Consider the following 16522-nt stretch of genomic DNA (forward strand, 5'->3'; position numbering starts at 1 on the left):
GTCAGCTCATCATGCCCGATCCGGCCGGGAGCGTGGTCACAGACCTCGGGTCAGGGGTTGTACGTGTAGGACACTTTGGAGGTGAGCTTCCCGTCGCGGAAGCAGAACCGGTAGACGATGTCCTTCTCGTCGTCCACGAAGTGTTCGCAGGCCGCGTCATCGGGCAGCGCAGGCCCCTGCTTCTCCACGCCGTCGGTGAGCCATGAGCCGCCTTCCGGCAACTTCCCGCGCAGGTCCGCCTCGGCCTCGCCGACTCGAGCCGACTTGTACACGCTCGTCGGTATGGCCCCCTTCTCCAACTCGTCGATCCCTTTCGACACCCCCCACACCAGGAGGGCGCCGATGCCCACGACGAGGACCACGGCGGTGGCGGCGCATCCCAGGGCGGCGTTCTTTTTGCTGCTCACGATGGTGGTGAACTCCTTGTGCGGTATGGCGCGTTCGAGGACGCCACCACCATTTCCCGCCGAGGCCCCGCCGATCTGCTCCCGGAAGTCGTCGTCCGCAGCCACCGAAGTCGCGCCGCCCGGAGGGGACTGCCGCTCGCCGTCGGCGTACGGCAGCACACCGGCGAGGCGGAAGCCCCCGCCGGGGGTGAGGCCGGTGTGCACCATGCCGCCGACCAGACGGGCCCGCTCCCGCAGGCCCGTCAGCCCCTGTTGGCCGCTGATCGCGGGGAGTGCGGCCGGAACCCCGGCCGGTACTGGGCCGTTCGCCACCTCGACTACGAGGCTGTCCGGTTCGTAGCGCAGCGCGACTGTGATCGGGGCGCCCGGCGCGTGCTTGTGTGCATTGGTCAGTCCCTCCTGAGCGATGCGGTACGCCGCCTGGTCGACAGCGGGGGTGAGGGTCCGCTGGGCGCCGGAGCGGTGCAGTTCCACTGTCGCGCCCGCCGCCCGCGACGACGCGACCAGCCCTTCGACAGAAACCGCGGCACGGTCCGGGGAGGGCCCGGCTCCCTGCGGACCGGGCCCGGACATCTCCGCGTCGTTGCGCAGGATGCCCACGGCTTCGCGCAGCTCCCGCATCGCCGATCTGGATGCCTCCCGGAGGACGCCCACACCTTCCCGCTGGCGGCCGTTGAGCTCCGGGTCCACCTCCAGTGCCCCGGTGTGCACGGCGATCAGGGCAAGTTGGTGGCCAAGGCTGTCGTGCATGTCCTGGGCGATGCGCTGCCGCTCCAGCAGCCGGGTCTGGCGCGCCACCATCGCCCGTTCGCGCACCAGTTGGGCGTTGTGCCGCCGCAGGGCGTCCAGCAGGGCGTGCCGCTGGGCACGGTACCGGGCGGCGAAACCGGGCACGACTGCCAGCACCAGGAACGAACCCCCGACCAGTGCGACGGTCACCAGCACCGACAGTCCGAGGTCTTCATCTGGTGCGTTGGCCACGCCGGCGACAAGGTGGAGGACGAAACCGGCCGTGAACGCGGCCAGTGCCCGCGCCGGGCGCTCGATGCGGCTGCCGGCGGACCAGCCGGCGCAGACCAGCAGGACGAACGTACCGAGAAAGGTGCCGGCCAGGGCTGACGCGGCCAGCAGTACCGACGCCGGCAGGGCGCGACGCGCCAGGGACAGTACGGCGACGACCAGGGCCAGTGCGCCGCCCTGTACCAGGGAGCCGGTCTCCGCCGTGCGGAGGATGCCTGCGATCCCGGAGAGCACTGGGGTGAGCACGGCCTCGCCGACGATCCGCCGCCGGGGCCAGGGGGAGGCGGCGGCGAGACGGAAGCGGAACGACGGTGCGGTACGGGGAGTTTCTGCTGCATCCACGTGCAGACGATAGACGGCTGCCCTCTGACACCCGCATCCTTCGTTCGGTGCGGTCGCGCGCGACGAAGGGGGGGTCGGAGGGCCTCGGTTCCTGGGATTCCTGTCCTCTTTGGTCGTTACGGGTGACGACTTATGGAGACTGCCGCAGGGCGGGCGGTCCGGTGACGATGGCTCGGCCGGACGCACTCAGCGGCGGCACAGGGAACGACGGCTTCGGGAGCGGAACAGTGGACAGTGCGGGACAGTGGACCGGGGGACGTTTCACCGTCCGGCAGGAGAACCGTCTCAAGGCCGGCCGTTACATGGTGAGCGAGCTGATGCCGGACGGCTCGGAGGGCGAGGTCCTGGCCTGCGCCGAGGTGAAGCGATTCTCGCTCAAGGAGAAGATCACCTTCTACACCGGCCTGTCCGGGACCCGCGTGCTGTTCACCATCGAGGAGCGCGGCCTTCGCGGCGCTGGCGGTGGCTACGACGTGTGGGACGCGGAGGGCAACCTTGTCGGCGGTTTCGAGGAGAAGGACTTCGCCTCCCTGGTGCGTTCGACCTGGGTGCTGGACCAACCCGGATTCCCGGCCGCCGTCGGCCGGGAGCGTAACCGGTTCGTGGCTGTGCTCCGCCGCGTCTGGGACTTCCTGCCGCTGGACCTGGTGCCGTTCCTGTGGCCGTACCACTTCGACTTCGAGACGGGGGGCAAGCAGGTGCTGAAGGTGGACAGGAAGTGGGGTCTGCGGGACCGTTACGTGGTCGACATCCTCACCCCCGGACCGGACCCCCGCCTGGCCGTCGCCCAGGCCGTGGCCCTAGACACCTTCCAGGACCGTTGACCCGAAGAGACTGGCGCCGACGGCGGGCAGGTGGGCCATGTCGCCGGTGGGAAAGCTCCAGGCCCATGGCCGGATACCTCCGGACCGGCCTCGAACAGCCACGGGCCGCGACCTTTCGGGCCTCGGCGCCTTGCGGCCCCAGACGCTTCCGTTGAGGCCGTAGCCTGTGCGGCAGCTCGACGGGACCCACGTCCCGCCTATGCCGGGCCGGGGTCTTCGAGCATGCTCACCGCCTGGCGGGCGAGCAGGCGCTCCGCGTCGTCATAGCTCCAGCCGCAGTCGACGACAAGCGATCGCCAAGCCGACAGCCCGAAGCAGAGCCACAGGCGGTCCGCCGCACCGTCCACGTCGAGATGAGGAGCCACCACACCGAGGGCGACCAGGTGCTGCGCGATGTCGCGCAGCGCTTGGCGGTACTGCGTGACGACGTACTCCCACACCTGCCGCGCTTTGTCATCGCTGGCCATGGAGGAGTGGAGCAGGTCTATGGATGCGGCAAAGCGTTCGGTGTTGCCGCGGATTCCGTGGGCCAGGCAGGTCATCGCGGAGGCGAGGTCCTTGCTTCGGAGTACCGCGTCATGCAGCCCGGTGGCCTTCGAATCCGCCACGTCCACGGCCAGAAGAGCGTGCAGCAGCTCAGTCTTGGTGCCCACGCTCGCATACAGCGTCTTGGTCGCGACACCGGCCGAGCGAGCGATCTGCCCCATCGTCACCTGCGCATAGCCATGCGTGATGAAAAGGTCGCGCGCGGTCTCCAGGATGTCCTGTCGGGTCTGAGCCGCGCTCTGCTCACGCCGTGCTGACCGATACCTCCGAGTCTGTTCGGGCATGTCGGCAGCCTATCGGACGCCAGAGTGGATAACTTCATTGCAGAGCATGTAACTTGAAATGGAGACCGGACGGGCAACCAAAATCTCTTCCCCTCGCCCCGCCGGAGCGGTTCAGGGCCTTGGGGCCGCCCGGAAGACCGTTCACTCCTACGCGAAGGTTCCGCACACATGACCATGCAAGCCGAGTCCGACGCGCAAGCCATCGTGGAAACGCGGCTCGCCCATGAGACACACAGACTGGCTACCGGACTGCTCGTCGACGCCGTCGACCGATCCTCCGTGCCACGTCAGGCACTCGTGCAGCTACGGGACTTCATCGTGGCGAACCTGCGTCACCACCACGAGACCGAAGACGCATGGCTGTGGCCGCTCATCCTGGCAGCGGCGCCGGACACGAAGGGCGCACTGGACGAACTCAGCGAAGAACACGACCACCTGGACAAGGCACTCGACCGCCTCGCCTCCGTCAACCAGACCGGTACGGAAGGCCCCGGCGGCGAGAGCCTGAGCGGCGACAGCCGGCACGCACTGCGCGAGGCGGCTGTCGCGGTGCGCGACAGCGTGCGTGACCACCTGGCTCACGAGGAACCACTGTTGCTCCCCGCCCTGCAGCTCATCACACCCGAGCAGTGGGAGGAGTTCGCCCAACGAGTCATCGCCAGCACACCCCCGGTGGCCGGGCATCTGATGATCGGATTCCTCGATGAAGCCGGCACGCCGGCCGAGGTGGAGTCGATGCTCGTGAACATGCCGCCCCCGGTGAAAGCGTTGCTGCCCGCCCTGCGCAGCCAAGCCGCCGCCGACCTGCGAGTCCTGCGAGGCGACGGCTCGTGAGCTCCACGCGGCTCCCGTGGCCGGACACGGCGTTCGAGGCATTCAAGGGCGACCTGACCGTCGCTGCCGCCTACCTCACCCCGGCCGGAGGCGCGGTGGTCACCAGCGTCTCACCGGTGGGGCTCGCGGACCGGGCGGCCAACGAGGTCAGCTTCACCACATCGCTGGGCTTCCCGAAGAAACTGGAACACATCCTGCGCAACCCACGCGTGTGTCTCGCCTATCACACGCGCGAGCACGGGTTCGCCACCCACAGCCACTACGTCCTCGCCCAGGGCCGAGCAGAGGTGGACCTTCAGCCCTCGGCGCAGCGACTGGCGGGGCTGATGGACGCCTCCGAGCCGTTCCTCGGGCGGACCAGGCGCGGAGGCGTATGGGACTGGCTGCTTCGCGAGTACCACCAGAACCGGGTCTTCGTCGATGTCCACCCGGACCGCATCGCCGTCTGGCCCGATCTCTCGGCGAGTGGACGTGTAACCGTGACGGGCGCCTCCTGGCCGGGACATCCCGCCGAACAGGAACCGCCGAGGAACGGCACGACCCCGCGGACACCCGTCGCAAAGCTCGCCCGGCAGATCGCCGCCCTTCCTCATCGCCTGCTGGCTTACCAGGGTGCTGACGGCCTCCCCGTCATCCTCCCGGTGACGGTCACCGGGAGCGACGAGACCGGCCTGCGCCTCGCCGCACCGTCCGAACTGCTGCCACCGGGCGGACGCCGAGCGGGATTCCTCGCCCACAGCTTCCAACCGCAGTGCGTCGGTGTGAGCATGCGCACCGTCACCGGCTGGTTGACCGTCGAGGACGGACGGGCCCTCTACGCGCCCCACACATTGACGGGCATGACAGCGCCGCAGAACAGGATGGTCACGACCGTGGCCAACGGCCTGCTGGCCAAACAGGGGCTGCGCCGCGCGCAGCGCAACGGCACTACCGCGCGCCTGCGCGACCTCGCCGCCCGAGAGCGGGCGCAAGGATCCGAGAGGCAATCCGACGGCATGTGAAGACGCCCCGGCCCCAGAGCGCCCGAACCGCGGCGATGAGCGTCCTGTCGCGCACGGGCGGGATGAACCCGACACCCTGGACTTCGCACCGCAGCCGTTGTTGCGAGCGCCTGGTCCGCGACCGGCTCGGGGTGACGGCCGCGTCCCAGGTCCTGTGGAGCGGCCCGCACCTGATCTGCATCGCCGGTGACTTCACCCGCTACGACGTACACGCGGTGCGCGAGCACCGGCGCTCGATCGACCTGGTCCGCTGACCGTCGTAGCGCCGCTACCTCTCCCACGCTTGACCGGCCACTCCTCGCGGGACCCGCTCGTCCTCGTCGAGCTGCTCGCCGAGCACTGAGCGTTTTCCATCCTGATGCGGTCGCGGCTCCGGACGGCGGGTTCACTCCAGGCGCAGGAAGTAACTGATGCCCTCGTCGATACCGGCTTCCAGACCCATTCGATGGGCCGTTGCGTACGGTGCGTCGCCGAGGGTCTCGCGGAGCTGTTGTTCGCAGGCGTTGCGGGTCGCGAGGAACTCCGGCACTCCGGCGCGGTTCCGTCCGATGGAGTGCCAGAGGCTGTCGGCGGTGCCGAGCAGCCGGGCAGCGCGTTCGGGGGCCGACGCGATGAGGGACGTGGCCATGGTGTCGAGATCGACCGCGGCGCCGAAGGTGTCGTTCAGTTGCCACTTAAGGGCCAGTGAGTCGCGGGCGTGGCGGTGGGCCGTCGTTGGATCGCCGTTGGCCAGTGCGGCCATGGCCAGGAAGTAGAGGGCGTAGGCGCGCAGCCACAGGTCGCCGTGGTGCTCGCTGTGTTCGCGCATGAGGTCGGCAGCCGCCACGGCGTGGGCGATCTCGCCCGACAGGAGATGCGCGTACGAGGTAATGCCCCGGGTCAGGAGCCAGATGGCGAGGGCGCTGCCGCGGGCCGGGGGGCGGTCCGGCGAGGCGCGGCAGACGTCGAGGGCCTGGTCCGGGCGGGCGGTCATCACCAGGCGGGTGCCCCGGACGTAGCGCAGGGCGGCCGTCGCCGCCGGGTCCGCGAATCGGTCCGCCAGCGGCCAGGAGGTGTTCTCCAGCGCGGCCGAGCGCGCGAAGTCGCCCTGCATGTTGGCCACATGGCCGCAGGACCACAGGGCCCGGAGCAGCTGAGGGCCCTGGGGCGCCTTGCGTTCCCCGGCGATGGCCCGTTCAGGGTAGGCGCGCCCCTCGCGCAGGAAGCCGCACCCGGTCCAGAAGAACCACAGATCGCTCGCCATCTCCAGTGCGGGCAGCGGATCCGGGTCGGCCAGGCAGGATTCGAGGGCCTCCCGCAGGTTGGCGTGCTCGGCGGTGAGCCGCTCGGACCAGTCGACCTGTTCCGGACCGGCCCACAGGTGGTCACCGGCCTGGGCGAGTTGGCGGTAGTAGTCCCGGTGGCGCTCGCGCAGCGGCTGCTCCTCCTCGAGCCGGGCCAGCCATTCCTGGCCGTACTCGCGGATCGTGTCCAGCATCGAATAGCGGGGCCCGCAGACGGTGTCGGCGCGCTGGAGGACGCAGTGGTCGACGAGGCGGTCGAGCAGGCCGGGTACCTGTCGGCTGGCGAGCGGGCCTCCCGTACAAACCCACTGCGCGGCCTCCGGCTCGAAGCCTCCGACAAAGACCGAGAGCCGCGTCCACGCCAGCCGCTCCAACGGGGAGCACAGCTCATGGCTCCAGCCGATCGTGGTCCGCAGCGCCCAGTGCCGCGGATCTGCCTCGCCAGCTCTGCCGTACGCGCTGTCGCTTTGCCTGGCCAGGAACTCGAAGCGGGTGTGCAGGGCCCAGCCGAGTTCGTTCAGGGACGTTTCGGCGAGCCGGGCGGCGGCCAGCTCGACGGCCAGCGGGATGCCCTCCAGGCGCGCGCAGATCTCGGCGACCGCGGCGCTGTCCCGCTCCGCGAGGACCACCGGGGGAGATGCTTCCGCGGCGCGCTGCGTGAACAACAACTCCGCGTCGGCCGGGGCTCCGTCGCAGCATCCTGCCCCGGTGGTGATCGGCAGCGGAAGAACGGGCACCACCCGCTCGCCCCGAGTCTGCAAGGCACTCCGGCTGGTGGCCAGGACATGCACCCCGGGGGCCGCCGCCAGCAGCACCCGGACAAGGTCCGCGCAGCCGGCGGTGAGGTGCTCGCAGCAGTCCAGGATCAGCAGCAGCTGCTTGTCCGCCAGCCATTCGGCCACCACGTCGAGTGCGGGCCGCGTGGTCTGATCGGACAGCCGCAACGCCTCATAGACGCCGAGCGCGATCATCTCCGCATCCCTGACGGGGTAGAGCTCGACCAGCCACACCCCGTCGGGAAAGGCGGCCCGCACTTCGGTTCCGGCGTGCCGGGACAGACGGCTCTTGCCCACCCCGCCCGGCCCGGTCAGCGTCACCAGCCGATGGGCTGTCACCAAGCCCGCTGTGACGCTCAGTTCACTCCCACGCCCGACGAAACTCGTCGTCTCGGACGGCAGGTTCCCCCTCTCCCCGACCTGCCGAAAGCCCTCCATGTCGCCCCTCTCCCGTCCGGTGGCCGGGCCGCTGTCCGCCGACCGCACCCGAGTCTGCTCCACCGGTCCCGCCCGGAATCCGAATGCCATGAGCTGCCCGGTTCCTGCGCCAAGGCGTGCACAAGGCCGTACCACCCGGGCACTCCCGGCCAACTACCACCACAGCCCGATCAACCAGCCCGGGGCATGGACGTGGCGGGGGCAGGGATGTCATGCGCTGGCCCCGCAGGTGAGGCGAGGAGCGAGAGGCCTCTGACCTGCGCAAAGCAGTGAAACACCGGCTATGTGGTGGAACTTCATCGGGCGGTCGAACGACGAGATCGCCCGGGCCCGGGCGGACTGGATGGAAACCACCCGCTTCGGTGAGGTGAAGGGCTACGACGGCACCCGCATCCCGGCGCCGGACCTGCCCCCGGTACCCCTGAAGGCCCGGGGGCGGGTGCGCTGACGCCAGGTCTCAGGGACCCGGGTCCGCGCGCAGGGCGTCCGAGATCGACTTGGCGCCGCCGTGGGTGGTGTAGCCGCCGTCCACCGGGATGTCCGTGCCCGTGATGAACGAGGCCTCGTCCGACAGGAGGAACGTGACGAGCGGGGTGATCTCGTCGACCGTGCCGGTGCGGCCGAGGGGGGTCTCGCGGAGGTTGCTCTCGCGGAAGGCCGGGGAGGCCGTGGCGGTCATCTCCGTCTCGATGAAACCCGGGTGGATGGTGTTGACGCGGATGCCGCGCGGCCCCAGTTCGAGCGCCGCGGCCTTGGACAGGCCGCGCAGCGCCCACTTGCTGGCCGTGTACGCGACCGGATAGTGGGCGGTCAGCGCTGCGGACGAGCCGACGTTGACGATCGAGGCGCCGGCGGGCATCAGCGGGGCGAGGTGCTGGATGCCGAGGAGCGGGCCGGTGACGTTCACGGCGTGGACGCGCGCGAAGTCGTCGGGGCGTACCTCGTCGAGGCGGGCGCGCCAGGTGACGCCCGCGTTGTTGACCAGGCCGTGGAGCTGCCCGTACGACTCCCGTAGTTCGGCCGCAAGCAGCGCCCACTGTCCCTCGTCCGTGACGTCCAGGACGCGGATGTCCGGCGTCTCCGTGACGTCGGTGGCGATGACGCGGGCGCCTTCCCGGGTGAGTGCCCGCGCCTCGGCGGCGCCCTGGCCGCGGGCCGCGCCGGTCACGACCACGACCTTGCCGAGGAGACGGGGAGGACGCGGGTCGTTCACGGCCGCTCCCGGGAGCGGCGTCGGCCGGTGGGAAGGGTGATCGGGTCGGCGCCGGGGACCACGGTGTTGGAGAGCGTGCCGAGGCCCTCCACGGTGAGGGTGACGGTGTCGCCGGGCTTGAGCGGCGGCGGGGTGCGCTCGCCGCGCAGGCCCCACAGTTCGGCGAGGCAGCCGCCGTTGCCGCAGGTGCCCGAGCCGAGGACGTCGCCGGGCACGACGCGCGTGCCGCGCGAGGCGTAGGCGGCCATCTCCTCGAAGGTCCAGCTCATGTTGGAGAGCAGGTCCTTGCCGACCACCTGACCGTTGACCTCGGCGGTCAGCGCCAGGCGCAGGAAGCCCTCGCCGTCGCGGTACGGGGCGAGCTCGTCGGCGGTGACCAGGTACGGGCCGAGCGTGTTGGCGGTGTCCTTGCCCTTGCAGGGGCCGAGACCGACCTTCATCTCGACGGACTGGAGGTCGCGGGCGGACCAGTCGTTGAGGACGGTGTAGCCGACGATGTGGTCGCGGGCCTGCTCGGGGGTGAGGTCGCGGCCCTCGCGGCCGATGACGGCGGCGACTTCGAGTTCGTAGTCCAAGGCGGTCGAGCCGGGCGGCATCGGGATCGCGTCGCCGGGTCCGTGGACCGCGTGCGGATTGGTGAAGTAGAAGGTGGGCGCGGCGTACCACTGGTCGGGGACTCCGCCGGCCCCGTCCACCGCGCGGCGCACGCCCTCCACGTGCTCCTCGAAGGTGACGAAGTCCCGTACGGAGGAGGGCTGGAGCGGAGGCAGCAGCCGCACCTGCGAGACGTGCGGACCCGGCGGCACGTCGAGCGCGGCGGCACCGGCGTCGAGGAGGGCGGCCAGACCGCCGCCGGCCCGGATCACCTCGGTCAGCGACGTGACGCCGGGCAGCGGGAAGAGGGTGCCGTCCTCCTCGACGACGGCCGCGCGGGTGCGGTGGTTGTGTGCGTAGGTGGCGAATCGCATGGGGTCTCCTGGTGCGGACAGGGGCCGGGGGCGCGGGCGGCGGAGTGCCGGGGCAGGGACAGGGCCGCCGCGCCCCCGGGGCCCGGGGCGGGTCCGGCGGGATCAGACCGGCGGGGCGACGAACACGCCGCGGTCCGGGTCGTTGAAGGACTCCTTGGCCACGAGTTCGTTCATCGCGTTCGCGGTGCCCCACTGGTCGGTGACCTCGGGCTGCGAGAAGTCGTAGACGTGCGGATGCCAGGTGTCCTCGTCCAGCTCCTCCAACTCCGTCGTGTACTCGACGGTGTTGCCGTGCGGATCGAGGAAGTAGGTGAAGGTGTTGTCGCCCGCCATGTGACGACCGGGGCCCCAGATCTTGCGGAACCCGGCGCGCATCACGCGACCCGATCCGCGCATGTACTCGTCCAGACCGCGCATCTCGAAGGAGACGTGGTGCAGCGCGGTGTGCGGACCCTGCGCGATGGCCATCGAGTGGTGCTGGTTGGAGATCCGCATGAAGTGCATGACCTCACCCATGTGGGGCGAGGACAGCGTGTCGGAGAGGGCGAAGCCGAGGTGGCGCTCGTACCACTCCCGGGTGCGGTTCAGGTCGGGGGAGTTGAGGACGACGTGGGAGAGCTTGACCGGGATGGCCTCCTTCTCCTCGATCTTCCGGTGCCGGCGCACCTCGACGTCGGCACAGACCTCGATGGTGCGGCCGTCGACGTCGAAGAAGCGGAAGCCGTAACCGCCGCCGGGCGTGTCGACCTTGCCCGGCCGTGAGATCAACTCCACGCCGCCGGAAAGGAGTCGCTCGGCCAGTGTGTCGACGTCGGACGCCGACGCCGCGCCGTACGAGACGAGGTCGAGCCGCTTCTCGTCGGCCTCGCGCAGACGCACGACGTACTGCTCGGGGGAGCCCTCGGCGGCCAGGAAGGAGATGCCGGAGTCCTCGGCGACCTTGGTCAGGCCCCAGACGCCGGCGTAGAAGTCGAGCTGCTTGGCGTAGTCGGGCACGGCCAGGTCAACGTGGCGCAGATGGGTGAGCAGACGGTGGCTCATGAGGTCAGTCCTTCCGGAGGAGGGCGGCCGCGTTGCCGCCGCGCACCGCCTCGAAGTCGGCGTCGGTCAGGCGGGCGGCGCGCAGCGCGCCGAGCGGGTCCTCGGTGCCCATGTCGAAGGGGAAGTCGGAGCCGAGCAGCACCCGGTCCGCGCCGGCCACGCGCACCAACTCCCGCAGCACGTGCGGGTCGTGGACGAGCGAGTCGAAGAAGAGGCGCTTGAGGTAGCTGCTGGGCAGGTGGGCGCAGCCGGACCCGGCGTCGGAGCGGGCCGTCCAGGCGTGGTCGGCGCGGCCGATGTGGGTGGGCAGATAGCCGCCGCCGTGCGCCGCGAGGATCTTCAGGCCGGGGTGGCGGTCCAGGACTCCGGAGAAGATCAGGTGGGAGAGGGCGACGGCGTTCTCGGTGGGCTGGCCCACGGAGTTGGACAGGTACCACTGGTCGAGGCGCTCGTCGAGGGTGCAGCCGAAGGGGTGCAGGAAGACGACCGCGCCGGTCTCGGCCGCCGCGGCCCAGAAGGGCTCGTAGGCGGGATCGGACAGTTCGCGCCCCGGAGCGTGGCTGGAGATCTCGACGCCGTCAAGGCCCAGTGCCAGCGCGTGGTCGAGGGCGCGCACCGCCTGCCCGGGGTGTTGCAGGGGCACGAGGCCGAGGCCGCGCAGCCGGTCCGGCGCGGCCGAACAGTGCGCCGCGGTGGCCTCGTTGGCCGCCAGGTACACCTTCTCGGCCGTCTCCTCGTCGGCCCAGTAGTGATAGTGCGAGGGGGACGGGCTGACCAGCTGGATGTCCACGCCCTGGGCGTCCATCGCGGCGAGGCGGACCGCCGGATCGGTGAGACGGGGGATGCGTGCGCCGATCATCGGGCCGTTGGCCTTCAGTGCGTCCGGCCCGTTGCGCCGGGCGTCCAGGGCCCGCGCGGCGGCAAGCCCCGGCAGACCCGCCACCAGCGCCTCGATCTCGGGCAGCAGGACGTGGGCGTGCACGTCGACGGTGGGCGGAGGCATCACGGCAGCTCCCGCAGCGCGCTCATGGTGCGGCCCATCAGGCCGGGCACGTCGGCGTCCCGCACTCCGTCGAGCTGCCACCGGCCGATCTGGACGGAGGCCTCCACGACAGGGCGTACGCGGGCGACGCGTCGTTCGTAGTAGGCCTGGAGGAGCGCGTCGTCCCAGACGTCGGTGGCGGTCAGCATCTGGGCGAGCACCCAGGCGTCCTCCAGCGACAGGGCCGCGCCCTGGGCGAGCGTGGGCGGACAGCAGTGCGCGGCGTCGCCGACCAGGACGACGCGGCCGCGGTGCCAGGAGCCCTCGACCAGCATCCGGTCGAACCAGGTGTAGTTGACCTCGGAAGGGTCGGTGATGTGGGCGGTGATCTCGGGCCAGTGGCCGCCGTAGTGCCGGGCCAGGGAGCGCATCTCGTGCGCGTACGAGGCGGCCGGTATGGAGGACCGGTCGCGGTTGGCCTCGACGACGAACGCGTAGAGCGTGCTCTCGCTGGTGGGGCAGTACCCGGCGATGTAGGCGGGGCCGCCGTAGGCGAGGTCGGCGCGGGTCATGCCGGCCGGGCGGGGCGCCGCGACGCGCCAGATCGCCATGCCGGTGGGCTCGGGCCGGTCGGTGATGCCGATGGCCGCACGCGTGGCGGAGCCCAGGCCGTCGGCGGCGATCACCAGGTCGTAGCGGGACTCGGTGCCGTCGGTGAAGCGGACGGTGACGCGCGCGTCCTCGGCGGACTGGTCCAGCGACGTGGCCCGGACGCCCAGCCGTACGGCGGCGCCGCTGGCCCGTACCGCCTCGCTCAGGATCGTCTGGAGCCGCGGGCGCCGCATGCCGACCGTGGCGGGCAGGTCGTCGCCACCGGTGCGCAGATCCTCGGCTATGTGCAGCACCGTGCCGTCGGGGGCCGTGATGCCGACCGCGTCGAAGCCGTGGCCGGACGTCGCCACCTCCTCCCACACGCCGAGTTCGCGCAGCACGCGCAGGGCGTTGCCCTGGAGGGTGATGCCGGACCCTGCGGTGGCGTTCCAGTCCTCCTTGGCCTCGATCAGGTCGACCGCGATCCCGGCGCGGCGCAGCAGGATCGCCGCGGCGTTGCCGGCCGCGCCGCCGCCGACGACGAGGACCGTGCGGGGTGGTGTGCTCATACGGGAACTCCTTCGTTCCTCGGGAGAGGGAGGGCTACTTGACGGCGATGGGGCTGACCGGCGAACCGACGGCGCCGGTGATCGGCAGGGGAGCGGCGGTGAGCCAGAAGTCGTACGCGCCGTCGCCCGCGCAGTCCGCGGCCAGTGCGTCCAGGTCCCACATCTCGCCGATCAGCAGCCCCATGTTGGGGATCGCGACCTGGTGCAGGGGCTGGAAGGCGTGCGCGAACTCGTTCGGGCGGACCTCGAAGCCCCAGGTGTCGGTGGCGATCGCGGCGATCTCCGTACGGTGCAGCCAGCCCGCCGTGGTGAACGAGAGCCCGGGGGAGGGGCCGCCCGCGTACTCGCCCCAGCCCTCGCGCCGGGCCCGCGCGAGGCGTCCGGTGCGCACCAGGACCAGATCGCCCCGGCCGACCGTCACACCGTGCGCCTCGGCCGTCGCGGTCAGATGGTCCTCGGTCACGGCGAAACCGTCGGGCAGTTCGCCGCCCTCGCCGATCACTTGGCCCACGTCGAGCAGGACACCGCGCCCGGCCACGTACGGGGCCATGTGCTCGATGCCCGTGACCAGGTCGCCGTCCGAGGTGACGACCTGCTCGGCGGGGCGGCCGTTCCACGCCTTGCCGTGGTCGAAGATGTGGCCGAGGCCGTCCCACTGCGTGGAGCACTGGAGCGGCATGGCGATCACGTCGTCGGCGCCGCCGAGGCCGTGCGGGAAGCCCTGGTTGCCGAGCGCGGCGTCGGTGCCGGTGTCGAGCATGGTGTGCACCGGGTTGGTGCGCCGCCGCCAGCCCTTCTGCGGCCCGTCCATGTCGAACCGCTGCGCGAGGGAGAAACTGACGCCCCGTCGCACGAGCGCGGCGCCCTCGCGGCGCTTGGCCTCGTCGAGGAAGTTGAGGGTGCCGAGCCGGTCGTCCTCGCCCCAACGCCCCCAGTTCGAACACGCCTTGGCCGCCTCGGCGATGGCGCCCTCGGGGTCGTCCCGGTCCAGGGGTGCGGCGGTCACGGCGTCACCTCCGCCGTACAGCGGGTGCGCTGCGCGCCGAGTCCGGTGATCGAGGCGTCCATCACGTCGCCGTCGCGCAGCAGCCGCCCCCAGTGCAGGCCGTTCCCGGCCGGAGAGCCGGTCAACACCAGGTCACCGGGCAGGAGTTGGGCGGACTGCGAGGCGTACGACACCATGCGGGCCACGTTGAAGATCATGTCCTTGGTGGACTCGTCCTGCATGGTCTCGCCGTTCAGCTTCAGGACCAGCCGCAGGTCGTCCGGGTCGGCCACCGCGTCGGCGGGCACGATCCACGGGCCGAGCGGGGTGAAGCCGGGGGCGTTCTTGCTGCGCAGCCAGTCCGTGCCGATCTGCGGCATGTCGCGGCGGAAGACGGTGGCCCGGTCGGTGAGGTCGTTGGCGATCGTGTACCCGGCGACGTACTCCAGCGCCTCGGCCACGGACACGCCGTGCGCCGGACGGCCGATCACGGCCGCCAACTCCAGCTCCCAGTCCGGCTTCTCGGCCCACGCGGGCAGCACCACGTCGTCGTACGGTCCGGTGATCGCGCTCGGCAGTCCGATGAACACGTACGGCAGGTCCTCCTCGGCCCGCCGGTCCATGATCTCCGCCGCCTCGGCTCGCCGCTCGGCCTCGGGCCGGTCGTCTCCCGGCGCCTTGTGGGCGACGTGCAGATCGATGACGTGCCGGCGGTAGTTGGCGCCGGACTGGAACACCTGGCGCGGCTCGACCGGCGCGTGCACCCGGAACTCCGCCAGCGGGCGGTGCTCGGCGGAGCCGTCAGCGGCCAGGGCGCGCAGCCGGGGCAGGACCGCCGGCCAGTCCTCCAGGAGGCGGCGAACGGTCAGCCGCTCGTCGCCGAGGGGGGCACGCAGGTCGACGACGCGCTCGTCGGGCGTGACCAGGGCGGGGAACGCGGGCCCGTCCGGGGCCGAGAGCGTCGCGAGGGCGAAGGGGCCGTCGAAGGAACCGTCGAGAGGGCCGTCGAGGGGTGTGGATGCGGGTGCGGGTTTCACGGACAAGTCCTCCTGGTTGCGGTGGGACTAATCTGGACCCGCCACCGAGGATCAGGGAAATAGATTGTGTGGATGACAGCCATCCACCCAGCAGATTCCTACTGGTCGGTGCCGCTAGTTCCGTCGGTGCCGTCGGTGCCGTCGGTGTCGTTGGTGCTGCCAGTGCTGTCGCTGCCGTCCGGCGCCGCACTTCTCCTGGCAGGTGTCGTCCCAAGCGCCGCCCCGGCGTCGTAGAGCAGCAAGGGAAAGTCCGTGAACCTGGCCCGCCTTGACCTCAACCTCGTCGTCGCCCTGCGCGCCCTCCTGGAGGAGCGCAACGTCACCCGCGCCGGACAGCGCGTCGGGCTGAGCCAGCCCGCCATGAGCGCCGCCCTGTCCCGGCTGCGCCGCCACTTCGACGACGATCTGCTCGCCCGCGTCGGCGGGCACTACGAACTCACCGCGCTCGGGCAGGTCCTGCTCGACCGGACCGCCACCGCCCACGACGTCCTGGAACGCCTCTTCTCCAGCCAGGCCGACTTCGATCCGGCCGTGGAGAGCCGGGAGTTCAAGCTGGTGGCATCCGACTACGCCGTCTCCGTGTTCGGCACCGAACTCGCCCGCGTCGTGCACGAGGAGGCCCCCGGGATCCGGCTGCGGTTCGCCCAGACCCCGCCGACCGTGGTCGACGACACCGCGACGCTGCTCAGTGCCGTGGACGGCCTGCTCATGCCGCACGGCGTCATCAGCGACTTCCCGGCCACCGATCTCTACGAGGACCGGTGGGTGTTCGTGGTCGCCGACGACCATCCCTCCGTCACCGACCGGCTCACCCGCCAGGACCTGGCCGATCTGCCCTGGGTGACCTACCAGCGGACCTACGACGCACCGGCCGTGCGCCAGCTCGGCATGCTCGGCGTGGAGCCGCGCGTGGAGGTGTCCGTCGACGGCTTCCAGCTCCTGCCGCTCCTGGTGGCCGGTACGCGCCGCATCGCCATGGTCCAGGCCCGGCTCGCCCGGCTGCTGGCGCCGATCGCGGCCGTGCGGGTCGTGGAGCCTCCCTACGAGGCCGTTCCCCTCCAGGAGGCCCTGTGGTGGCACCCGGTGCACACGCACGACGCCGCCCACATCTGGCTGCGGGAGACGGCGGCGCGGGTGGGCGCGGGGCTGTGCCGGCCGCCGGACGGCGGTTGAGGTGTGGGGGTGGGGTGTGGGGTGGCGGTGGTGTGCCGCAGGGCGGCGGTCCGTCTACCAGCTCTGCGGCAGGATCGGCACCCGTACCGACACCTGCGGCTGCACCCGTACCGGCACCGGAGGCTGCACCAGCACCAGCACCAGCACCGTCACCAGCACCGCCTCCCGTCCCCGCACGGCGGATCATCAGGCGCGGGCCCACCGGCAG

The 16522-nt window shown here is 71.2% G+C and carries 16 protein-coding genes and 2 pseudogenes; 6 read left to right on the plus strand and 12 right to left on the minus strand.

Translation table 11 applies throughout. The features are described 5' to 3' along the window. Positions 1 to 50: 50 nt before the first annotated feature. On the minus strand, positions 51 to 1769 hold the full coding sequence (locus tag QBL25_RS36550; protein WP_409061238.1) for a histidine kinase: 1719 nt from the start codon (positions 1767 to 1769) through the stop codon (positions 51 to 53). Between the two features lie 227 nt (positions 1770 to 1996). Here QBL25_RS36550 and QBL25_RS36555 point away from each other — a divergent pair, with 227 nt between their 5' ends. Then, positions 1997 to 2593 carry a hypothetical protein gene (locus QBL25_RS36555; RefSeq protein ID WP_409061239.1) on the plus strand — a complete coding sequence of 199 codons (597 nt, stop codon included), beginning with the start codon at positions 1997 to 1999 and terminating at the stop codon, positions 2591 to 2593. A gap of 197 nt (positions 2594 to 2790) precedes the next feature. On the opposite strand, the gene QBL25_RS36560 is transcribed toward QBL25_RS36555, so the two are convergent. Further along, on the minus strand, positions 2791 to 3423 hold the full coding sequence (locus QBL25_RS36560; RefSeq protein ID WP_409061240.1) for a TetR/AcrR family transcriptional regulator: 633 nt from the start codon (positions 3421 to 3423) through the stop codon (positions 2791 to 2793). 174 nt (positions 3424 to 3597) lie between these two features. Between QBL25_RS36560 and QBL25_RS36565 the strand changes: the two genes are divergently transcribed. The 3 genes and pseudogenes from QBL25_RS36565 to QBL25_RS36575 form a co-directional block, all read left to right on the plus strand. Further along, on the plus strand, positions 3598 to 4257 hold the full coding sequence (locus tag QBL25_RS36565) for a hemerythrin domain-containing protein (RefSeq protein WP_409061241.1): 660 nt from the start codon (positions 3598 to 3600) through the stop codon (positions 4255 to 4257). After that, positions 4254 to 5258 (plus strand): hypothetical protein, encoded by a 1005-nt coding sequence (locus QBL25_RS36570; protein ID WP_409061242.1) that lies wholly within the window; start codon positions 4254 to 4256, stop codon positions 5256 to 5258. Before QBL25_RS36565 ends, QBL25_RS36570 begins: the two co-directional genes overlap by 4 nt. A gap of 62 nt (positions 5259 to 5320) precedes the next feature. After that, a pseudogene (locus QBL25_RS36575) lies at positions 5321 to 5509 on the plus strand (transporter); the annotation flags it as partial. 134 nt (positions 5510 to 5643) lie between these two features. Here QBL25_RS36575 and QBL25_RS36580 read toward each other — a convergent pair. Next, positions 5644 to 7656: an ATP-binding protein gene (locus QBL25_RS36580; RefSeq protein ID WP_409061243.1), complete on the minus strand. Its 2013-nt coding sequence runs from the start codon at positions 7654 to 7656 to the stop codon at positions 5644 to 5646. Positions 7657 to 8026: 370 nt separating this feature from the next. Here QBL25_RS36580 and QBL25_RS36585 point away from each other — a divergent pair. Further along, positions 8027 to 8203, plus strand: a pseudogene (locus QBL25_RS36585) (pirin family protein); the annotation flags it as partial. A gap of 9 nt (positions 8204 to 8212) precedes the next feature. Here the strand turns inward: QBL25_RS36585 and QBL25_RS36590 are convergent. The 8 genes from QBL25_RS36590 to QBL25_RS36625 all read right to left on the minus strand — a co-directional run bounded on the left by QBL25_RS36590 (position 8213) and on the right by QBL25_RS36625 (position 15383). After that, positions 8213 to 8968, minus strand: a complete 756-nt coding sequence (locus tag QBL25_RS36590; RefSeq protein WP_409061244.1) for an SDR family NAD(P)-dependent oxidoreductase — start codon at positions 8966 to 8968, stop codon at positions 8213 to 8215. Then, positions 8965 to 9936, minus strand: a complete 972-nt coding sequence (locus tag QBL25_RS36595) for a fumarylacetoacetate hydrolase family protein (RefSeq protein ID WP_409061245.1) — start codon at positions 9934 to 9936, stop codon at positions 8965 to 8967. The genes QBL25_RS36590 and QBL25_RS36595 overlap by 4 nt, the downstream gene beginning before the upstream one ends. Before the next feature lie 102 nt (positions 9937 to 10038). Then, positions 10039 to 10977: a VOC family protein gene (locus QBL25_RS36600; RefSeq protein ID WP_409061246.1), complete on the minus strand. Its 939-nt coding sequence runs from the start codon at positions 10975 to 10977 to the stop codon at positions 10039 to 10041. Between the two features lie 4 nt (positions 10978 to 10981). Further along, positions 10982 to 11980: an amidohydrolase family protein gene (locus QBL25_RS36605; protein WP_409061247.1), complete on the minus strand. Its 999-nt coding sequence runs from the start codon at positions 11978 to 11980 to the stop codon at positions 10982 to 10984. Further along, the gene (locus QBL25_RS36610) at positions 11980 to 13119 is read right to left on the minus strand and encodes an FAD-dependent monooxygenase (protein WP_409061248.1); all 1140 of its coding nucleotides are present in this window, start codon (positions 13117 to 13119) and stop codon (positions 11980 to 11982) included. Before QBL25_RS36610 ends, QBL25_RS36605 begins: the two co-directional genes overlap by 1 nt. A gap of 34 nt (positions 13120 to 13153) precedes the next feature. Continuing rightward, entirely contained in the window at positions 13154 to 14125 is a 972-nt protein-coding gene (locus QBL25_RS36615) for a cyclase family protein (RefSeq protein WP_409061249.1), read from the minus strand. Then, the gene (locus tag QBL25_RS36620; RefSeq protein ID WP_409061250.1) at positions 14122 to 15147 is read right to left on the minus strand and encodes a fumarylacetoacetate hydrolase family protein; all 1026 of its coding nucleotides are present in this window, start codon (positions 15145 to 15147) and stop codon (positions 14122 to 14124) included. Before QBL25_RS36620 ends, QBL25_RS36615 begins: the two co-directional genes overlap by 4 nt. A gap of 92 nt (positions 15148 to 15239) precedes the next feature. After that, positions 15240 to 15383, minus strand: coding sequence for a hypothetical protein (locus tag QBL25_RS36625; protein ID WP_409061251.1), 144 nt, complete (start codon positions 15381 to 15383; stop codon positions 15240 to 15242). A gap of 10 nt (positions 15384 to 15393) precedes the next feature. Between QBL25_RS36625 and QBL25_RS36630 the strand changes: the two genes are divergently transcribed. After that, the gene (locus QBL25_RS36630; protein WP_409061252.1) at positions 15394 to 16314 is read left to right on the plus strand and encodes a LysR family transcriptional regulator; all 921 of its coding nucleotides are present in this window, start codon (positions 15394 to 15396) and stop codon (positions 16312 to 16314) included. Positions 16315 to 16368: 54 nt separating this feature from the next. Here the strand turns inward: QBL25_RS36630 and QBL25_RS36635 are convergent, their stop codons facing one another. Next, positions 16369 to 16491, minus strand: a complete 123-nt coding sequence (locus tag QBL25_RS36635) for a hypothetical protein (RefSeq protein WP_409061253.1) — start codon at positions 16489 to 16491, stop codon at positions 16369 to 16371. Positions 16492 to 16522: the final 31 nt, after the last annotated feature.

The sequence above is a fragment of the Streptomyces sp. SYP-A7185 genome (genome assembly GCF_046103685.1).
Lineage (GTDB): Bacteria > Actinomycetota > Actinomycetes > Streptomycetales > Streptomycetaceae > Streptomyces.